The 6,808-nt window shown below is 63.9% G+C and carries 9 protein-coding genes; 3 read left to right on the forward strand and 6 right to left on the reverse strand.

Annotated elements, in window-relative coordinates; all coding sequences use genetic code 11:
• Positions 1 to 38: 38 nt before the first annotated feature.
• On the reverse strand, positions 39 to 1,064 hold the full coding sequence (locus DYZ14_RS15975; protein ID WP_154721600.1) for a hypothetical protein: 1,026 nt from the start codon (positions 1,062 to 1,064) through the stop codon (positions 39 to 41).
• A 309-nt stretch (positions 1,065 to 1,373) separates the two neighbouring features.
• On the opposite strand from DYZ14_RS15975, the gene DYZ14_RS15980 reads away from it, so the two are divergent.
• Complete coding sequence (locus DYZ14_RS15980; protein ID WP_154721601.1) at positions 1,374 to 2,126, forward strand: pyridoxine 5'-phosphate synthase; 753 nt, start codon at positions 1,374 to 1,376, stop codon at positions 2,124 to 2,126.
• Between the two features lie 49 nt (positions 2,127 to 2,175).
• Here the strand turns inward: DYZ14_RS15980 and DYZ14_RS15985 are convergent, their stop codons facing one another.
• The gene (locus DYZ14_RS15985) at positions 2,176 to 3,057 is read right to left on the reverse strand and encodes an SDR family oxidoreductase (RefSeq protein ID WP_154721602.1); all 882 of its coding nucleotides are present in this window, start codon (positions 3,055 to 3,057) and stop codon (positions 2,176 to 2,178) included.
• 139 nt (positions 3,058 to 3,196) lie between these two features.
• Between DYZ14_RS15985 and DYZ14_RS15990 the strand changes: the two genes are divergently transcribed.
• Positions 3,197 to 3,601 (forward strand): winged helix-turn-helix transcriptional regulator, encoded by a 405-nt coding sequence (locus DYZ14_RS15990; RefSeq protein WP_154721603.1) that lies wholly within the window; start codon positions 3,197 to 3,199, stop codon positions 3,599 to 3,601.
• A gap of 8 nt (positions 3,602 to 3,609) precedes the next feature.
• Here DYZ14_RS15990 and DYZ14_RS15995 read toward each other — a convergent pair whose 3' ends face one another.
• Together DYZ14_RS15995 and DYZ14_RS16000 are read right to left on the reverse strand one after the other, a co-directional pair.
• The gene (locus tag DYZ14_RS15995) at positions 3,610 to 4,539 is read right to left on the reverse strand and encodes a bifunctional helix-turn-helix transcriptional regulator/GNAT family N-acetyltransferase (RefSeq protein WP_154721604.1); all 930 of its coding nucleotides are present in this window, start codon (positions 4,537 to 4,539) and stop codon (positions 3,610 to 3,612) included.
• 77 nt (positions 4,540 to 4,616) lie between these two features.
• Positions 4,617 to 5,333, reverse strand: a complete 717-nt coding sequence (locus DYZ14_RS16000; protein WP_154721605.1) for an aspartate/glutamate racemase family protein — start codon at positions 5,331 to 5,333, stop codon at positions 4,617 to 4,619.
• Positions 5,334 to 5,493: 160 nt separating this feature from the next.
• Here DYZ14_RS16000 and DYZ14_RS16005 point away from each other — a divergent pair, with 160 nt between their 5' ends.
• A complete protein-coding gene (locus tag DYZ14_RS16005) occupies positions 5,494 to 5,958 on the forward strand; it encodes an Lrp/AsnC family transcriptional regulator (RefSeq protein ID WP_115669203.1) in 465 nt (154 codons plus the stop codon).
• Positions 5,959 to 5,960: 2 nt separating this feature from the next.
• Here DYZ14_RS16005 and DYZ14_RS16010 read toward each other — a convergent pair whose 3' ends face one another.
• Together DYZ14_RS16010 and DYZ14_RS24135 are read right to left on the reverse strand one after the other, a co-directional pair.
• Entirely contained in the window at positions 5,961 to 6,350 is a 390-nt protein-coding gene (locus DYZ14_RS16010; RefSeq protein ID WP_154721606.1) for a DUF4087 domain-containing protein, read from the reverse strand.
• A gap of 195 nt (positions 6,351 to 6,545) precedes the next feature.
• Positions 6,546 to 6,808, reverse strand: a 263-nt coding sequence (locus DYZ14_RS24135) for a hypothetical protein (protein WP_195949980.1), incomplete at its 5' end; no start/stop codon positions are given.

Here is a 6,808-nt window from a genome sequence, read left to right on the forward strand (position 1 = left end):
TCGCGTTTGGCAAACGCGATCGTCGAACCCATGCGATCTCAGGATTGCCGGTGTGTCAGGGCCAGAAGGTCGGACAGTTCGGAGATGAAGGCGGGCAGTCGCTCTGGGTGGACCAGGCGCTGCTGGTGGCGGCTGGCCTCGAGGTAAGCGTCATGCGAATTCTCGAGCCTGTAGTGATAAGTGGCCTCAAGGCACTCCATCAACGGCGATGACAGGCCGGCTGTGCGGCAGAAGGCATAGACTTCGCCGCTCAAGGTCAGGGTCCGGGCGACGAACTGGTTGGCGAAGGCGGCGATCTGGCGGCTGGTGGCCGTGGTGCCGGGCGGGTGCGACTGGGCGGCGATCGTCTCGCCGCTGGCAGGGTGCACGAGGCGGGCATGGAGCGGGCCGGTCCCGACCGCCGAGCAGAGGTTGAGCAGGAAATCGAGCTTGCCGGGCGCGACGGGTGGCGGCGACGATGGCGGGGCCAGCTTGAAGGCGCAGAGCCTGGCTTCCGAGAACCTGAGCGCGTTGTCGAAGGTTCGCGCCCGCCCGTCACTTGCGGCTGTGACGACGCAATGGACCATCGGCAGGGCAAGCAAATGCCGGTCGGACGCGTATCCGGACCCGGAACTGGTATCACCACCCGCAGCCTTGAGGTCGATGCGGATCTCTTCATCCGGATCCCGCTCCCGCTCGGCGATGCGCGGCAAGGCGGACTCGATCGGGCGACGGGCATCGGATCGCAGTTCATAGACCGGCACATAGCCGCCGAGCGGAATGCGGATGCGGACCGGATCGTTTCGACCCTCGTCGGCATAGTAGAGATTGATGAGCCGCCGGAGCTTGCCGGCCTGCACCCGGACCAGGGCATCCACCCCGGGGTCGAGCGCGCCGTCGCGGCTGAATACATCCATGCCGATGGTCGAGCCCTTGAGTTGACGGGCAAGGCCGAGCTGTTCGCGCTCGACGACGAATTTGAGGAAGGTTCGCAGTCTCTGCGAGCGGGCGAATGTCTGGCTCGACAGGATCGCCGAGAGCGCCAGACTTATCCTTCCCGCTTCGATAGGCCGATCCTGGCTCATTGCCTCTCCATGGGTTCATCGCCCTGGCGCCGTTTTCACCGGTTTGGCACGGCTCGGCAGGGTGCTGGGGTGCAGCAGCTTTGCGCGAACTTAGCGGTTGTGACGGATGACACAATGCGAAACCTGAGAATCGCGGTCGGAAAGTGCCGTCAATACCGTAAATCGAGGGGCCAGGGAGGCGCGCCTGCAGCACGCAGCCGTCTACCCATCAGTTTCGTCAATGAACGCATATGTGATTCTCGTTGGCCTTCGGCGGCATGATCGCCTAAATGGTGATCGGACCCATATTCCTTCATGGACACTGCCCGAATGCCCGCCAAGCTTTCCGTAAACCTCAATGCCATTGCCATGCTGCGCAACCGCCGCGATCTACCCTGGCCGGACGTCGCCCATCTCGGCCGGATCGCCCTTGGCGCCGGTGCAAGCGGGCTGACCGTGCATCCGCGCCCGGACCAGCGGCACATCCGCTTTTCCGACCTGCCGGTGCTGCGGGCGCTGATCGACGACGAATTCCCGGAGGCAGAGTTCAATATCGAGGGCTATCCGACGGAGGAATTCCTTGCGCTGTGCGAGGCGACCGAGCCGGAGCAGGTGACGCTGGTGCCGGACGATCCGAGCCAGGCGACCTCCGACCATGGCTGGGATTTCGCCAGGCACCGGTCTTTCCTCAGCGAAGTCGTCGCGCGGCTGAAGGCCAAGGGCATGCGCGTGTCGCTGTTTGCCGACGGCGACGGCAATGCGGATGCGGTGAGACAGGCGCGCGAGACGGGCGCCGACCGGATCGAACTCTACACAGGGCCCTATGGCGGCTGCTACGACAATCCGGCAAAGGCTGCCGAAGAGATCGACCTTCTCGGTCGCACGGCCGATGCGGCGCTTGCCGTCGGTCTTGCCGTCAATGCCGGCCATGACCTGACGGTCGCCAACCTTCCGGCCCTGATCAAGCGTATTCCCAAACTGGCCGAAGTGTCGATCGGCCACGGCCTGACGGCCGATGCGCTGGAGTTCGGCATGGCGGAAACGGTACGCCGTTTCCGCCATGCCTGCGGCCAGAAGATCTGACGGCGGAAGGCGGTCCCGCGCATCGGATCGTCCGGCCCCGGGGGTCTCGTCAGCCGAGGGCAGCCTTGTTGGCTTCGAGGAAATCCTTCAGCGACAGGCGCTTGACGCCCGACAGCGTTTCGGCGTCGGCCGTCGCCATGGCGATCTTGCCTTCGCGCGTATTGGCGTCGAAGGACACGAAAGTCGGGATGAAGGGCGCGGGCACGCCGGCGGCGGCCATGCCTTCGGACAGCTGGGCATCGGTCAGGTTGACGACGGCGAGCGGCTTGCCGGTCACCTCGCGCACCAGGGCGGCGATTTCTTCCGTCGTATAGGCCGTCTCTCCGGTCAGCGTGTAGATCGCGTTGCCTTCTGCCGGCTTGGCGAGGCCTGCGGCGATGGCGCGGGCTATGTCTTCGCGGGCGATATGGGCGATCCGGCCGTCACCGGCCGAGGTGTACCAGTGCCCGCTGGCGAGCGCCTGCGGCAGGCTCATGAACAGGTTCTCCATGTACCAGCCATTGCGGAAGATGGTGTAGGCGAGGCCGGAGGCCTTGATCGCCTGTTCCGTTCCCAGATGATCGCCCTTGAAGGTGATCTCAGAATCTTCCGGCTGCGGCATGGAGGTGTAGAAGATGCGCCCGACGCCCGCGGCCTTGGCGGCTGCAACGGCGGCGCTGTGCTGAACGAGGCGCTTGCCCGGCGTGCCGAGTTCGTCGGTGGAGACGATCAGCAGCCGGTCGATGCCGGAGAAGGCGGCTTCGAGCGAGGCCTTGTCATCGAAATCGACGCGACGTGTTTCGACGCCGAGGGCCGCCAGGTCGGCGAGCCTGGCGGTGTCGCGGCTGCCGGCGACGATGTCCGAGGGGCTCAGCTTCCGGCTTTCGATCAGATGCTTGATGACGAGGCGGCCGAGATGGCCGGCGGCGCCGGTGACGAGGATCTTGCTCATGGTCTTTCCTTTGGCGATGGCGGCAGGCGCCGCCGAACGAATAGCTGCTCTCAAAATGAGAGTTGCACTAAAATGGAGATTGACCGGCGCTTGTAAAGAAGGCAGTTTTTGGTGCCCACCTTACCGATAGGGAACCGCCATGACCGTTGCCATTACCCGTTTTGAAGAGAAGATCGCCGGATACGGGGGGGACGGACCCAAGCTGGAGAACTGTCCGGTGCGCACCGTGATCGATCACATCGGCGGCAAATGGTCGACGCTGCTGCTGCTGGCGCTGTCGGAAAAGCCCTATCGCTTCGGCGAACTTCGTCGGCTGGTGCCGGACATTTCGCAGCGCATGCTGACCCAGACGCTGCGCGACCTGGAGCGCGACGGCTATGTGCTGCGCACCGTGTTTCCGACCAAGCCGCCGAGCGTCGAATATCGGCTGACGGATCTCGGGCACTCGTTGTTCAAGGCGTTGTGCGTGCTGCTCGAATGGGCGGAGGCGAATTTTCTTGCCGTCAAGGATGCCCGCCGCAGCTTCGACGAACGCAATGCCTGAGGCTGTCGTCAGAGATCGAGCGTCCAGGTCTGGCCGTTGAGTTCAGGCCCGAACATTGAGTGTCTTTCCTCGGCGACCAGACGGAAGCCTGCCGCGACATAGATATGGCGCGCCGTGTGCAGGATGTCGTTGGTCCACAGCGTGAGCTGGCGGTAGCCGGCATTGCGGGCAAAGTGCACGCATTGCTCGACCAGCAGCTTGCCGAGCCCAAGGCCACGGGCTGCCTCATCGACAAACAGCATTCTCAGCTTGGCGACGCCGTCGCCGCCGTCCATCACGATGACCGAACCGACCCGCAGGCCGGCGCGCTCGGCGATCCAGCAATGATCGCGCCCGGCGTCGTAGCGCTCGAGGAAGTCCGCCGCCACCTGGCTGACCAGGGCCTCGAAGCGCCCGTTCCAGCCAAATGTGCCGACATAGAACTCGGTCTGCGACTGGACCATCCAGCCGAGGTCGCCCGGACGATGCGGACGCAGGATAGCGGGGGTGTGGGCGCGGGTTTCCGGCTCGATCAGGCGGGTGATGGTTGCCATCGCTTCGACGAGGGACGCCTTTTCGGACCGTCCGAGCGGTGCCAACATCTGGCGCAACTGGTTGCTCGAGAGCTCGGCCAGCGTCTCGAATTCGGTGCGTCCCTTGTCGGTCAGGGCGAGTCGCTGGCTTCGTCCGTCGGTCGGGTCCTGGGCGACCGTGACGAGGCCGCGTTCGCGGAATTTCTTCAGTATGCGGCTGAGATAGGCCGGGTCGAGGTGCAGGTCACGCACCAGTTCCACGGCAAGGACTTCTACGCGCGTGCCGATCTCGTAGACGATGCGGGCCTCGGCCAGCGTGTAATCGGCCTTGAGATAGGCGCGGTCGAGGATGCCGATCCGGTCGGTGTAGAACCGATTGAAGGCGCGCATCGCCTCGATTGTCGTGACGTCTGTGGATTCGCGCATGGACCGGACCTCCTCTCGAGGTCCGATTCACTAGCACCGTAGTTGCCCCTTGACAATCAGATGATTGACGCAGTCAACTAAATGGCAAGTTTGAGGGCCGGTTCGGCACTGAGCGCGAAATCGGCCGCGGCGCGCGAATGAATGGTCGTCGAATCGAAGCCGGGCAAGGGCAGGGCATCGGGATCGAGGAGGAGGCAGATTTCCGTGCATCCGAGGATGACGCAGTCCGCGCCAGCCTGCCTGGCCTTGTCGATGATGGCGATATAGGCCTCGCGTGAGGCATCCTTGACCGCACCGGCGCAGAGTTCGTCGAAGATCACGTCGTGGATGATCGTGCGGTCATCGGCCTCCGGCACGCGTGGATCAAGACCAAGCGCGCGCATGCGGTCCGTGTAGAAGCCATGTTCCATGGTGTATCGGGTGGCGAGAACCAGCGGACGGCGGAAACCGGCGGACTTGATGACTGCTGCGGTCTCGTCGACGATGTGGAGAAGGGGGATGTCGAGGCGGGCGGCGACGCCGTCCGCGACGAGGTGCATGGTGTTGGTGCAGATCAGGATGCAATCGGCGCCGGCGACTTGCAGCCCGAGTGCGCAGTCGGCGAGGCGCTTCTCGGCGAGATCCCAGCGACCGGCCTTCTGGTAGCCGACGATTTCTTCGAAGTTGACGGAGTGCATCAGGACTTCCGCCGAGGCGATGCCGCCGAGCTCGGCGCGGACCATCTCGTTGATGAGGCGGTAATAGACCGCCGTGCTCTCGAAACTCATGCCGCCGATCAGGCCGATTGTCTTCATGGTCGTGTACCCCTGGTTTGCTGGCGGGGATTATGGCCAAGCCTGCGGGCAATTGGTTTGCATTCTTGCCACCAGAGACGCTGTTCGGCGCGTGTGAATTGCGCGTCTCGCGTAAAGTGTGCATATTTTTTGCGCGTGGTGAAGTTTACTCGAGGGTGGAATGCTGGACGAGCGCGATCGGAAGATTCTGGATGCATTGCAGCGGGACGCATCCGTTGCTGTTGCTGAACTCGCGGAAAAGGTTGCGCTATCCCCGTCGGCCTGTTCGCGGCGCATCCAGCGGCTGGAGGAGGCGGGCTATATCGCTCGCCGCGTGGTCGTGCTCGACCGGGAGCGTATCGGCGTGCCGACCACGGTCTTTGCCCTGATCAAGACGGCGCATCACTCGGACGAATGGATCGAGAGCTTTCGCAAGGCGATCAGCGATCTTGGCGAGATTGTCGAGGCACACCGCCTCACCGGCTCCTATGACTATCTGCTGAAGATCGTTCTGCCGCGCGTCGAGCACTACGACGTCGTCTATCGGCGCCTGGTCAAGCGGATCGAGCTGTTCGACGTTTCCGCCTTCATCTCCATGGAGACGCTGAAGGCGGGAACGGTCGTGCCGGTCGATTATGCGGAATAGGTCTATTCCGGCTTCGGCAGGGCGGGATCGGCGAGGCACTTCTTGAGCGGTAGCAGCTTCACCCCGTAGATCGCGGTGATGCGGCCGGCCGCGGAATCCTGGCTGTCGGTGCTACGCTCGGTCTCGGCCTGGATGCAGCCGCAGGTGTAGCCGTAATTCCCGTTGGAGGCGACATAGTCGCCGGTCGAGATGTCGGGGAAGTTTTCCATGCCGAGCGGCTCCTCGTCGGAGCCCTGGGTGAGGAGAACCCACATGCCTTCGCTGTCGTCCAGCCAGAAATTGCCGGGCGTCGGGTTCTGGATCCAGCCACAGCGATTTTCCTTGGCGAATGCCAGTTGCGGAAGGGCGAGGATGGCGAGGGTGACAAGAAGGGTGTGGGGTGACGTCCGCATTGGCTTGGCTCCTTGAGTGAGGCTCGCCAAGGCATAGCGCGGACGGCTGATGGCGCCAAAGGCCAAAAATGGGACGAGGGCGTGAGTGGGCGCATTATGGCCCCGGAGCGTTAAGCTTCGGGGCCCGCGATCGTGTTGATTTGTTCGGGCTAGTTGCCGTGGCGATCGCGCTTGTCGCGGCGCACGGGCATCCTGCTAGTTGCGGGAGGACGTGCCGACGGTGACGCCGCGGCCGGAATCGAAGCCGTAGATCACATTGAGGTTGCTGCTGTCGACCGGTGCGCGGTCTGCCTTGGCGCCCGTATCCCGGATGATGGAGCCGACGACCGTGCGGTCGATATTGCCGGACGAGTGTTCCACATTGGGGCCGCTGCGGCTGGCGGATTCCAGGGCGAAGGCGGAGGTCGTGCCGGCAAGCGAGGCGATGACGGCGGTTGCTGCGATGAGGTTCTTCATGG

It is taken from the genome of Ciceribacter sp. T2.26MG-112.2, from assembly GCF_900492205.1.
Taxonomy (GTDB): Bacteria; Pseudomonadota; Alphaproteobacteria; order Rhizobiales; family Rhizobiaceae; genus Allorhizobium; species Allorhizobium naphthalenivorans_A.

What these genes read in the sequence shown, in the direction of transcription:
- DYZ14_RS15975 (WP_154721600.1), bottom strand. Translation starts at nt 1,064, where the DNA reads ATGAGCCAGGATCGGCCTATCGAAGCGGGAAGGATAAGTCTGGCGCTC.
- DYZ14_RS15980 (WP_154721601.1), top strand. Translation starts at nt 1,374, where the DNA reads ATGCCCGCCAAGCTTTCCGTAAACCTCAATGCCATTGCCATGCTGCGC.
- DYZ14_RS15985 (WP_154721602.1), bottom strand. Translation starts at nt 3,057, where the DNA reads ATGAGCAAGATCCTCGTCACCGGCGCCGCCGGCCATCTCGGCCGCCTC.
- DYZ14_RS15990 (WP_154721603.1), top strand. Translation starts at nt 3,197, where the DNA reads ATGACCGTTGCCATTACCCGTTTTGAAGAGAAGATCGCCGGATACGGG.
- DYZ14_RS15995 (WP_154721604.1), bottom strand. Translation starts at nt 4,539, where the DNA reads ATGCGCGAATCCACAGACGTCACGACAATCGAGGCGATGCGCGCCTTC.
- DYZ14_RS16000 (WP_154721605.1), bottom strand. Translation starts at nt 5,333, where the DNA reads ATGAAGACAATCGGCCTGATCGGCGGCATGAGTTTCGAGAGCACGGCG.
- DYZ14_RS16005 (WP_115669203.1), top strand. Translation starts at nt 5,494, where the DNA reads ATGCTGGACGAGCGCGATCGGAAGATTCTGGATGCATTGCAGCGGGAC.
- DYZ14_RS16010 (WP_154721606.1), bottom strand. Translation starts at nt 6,350, where the DNA reads ATGCGGACGTCACCCCACACCCTTCTTGTCACCCTCGCCATCCTCGCC.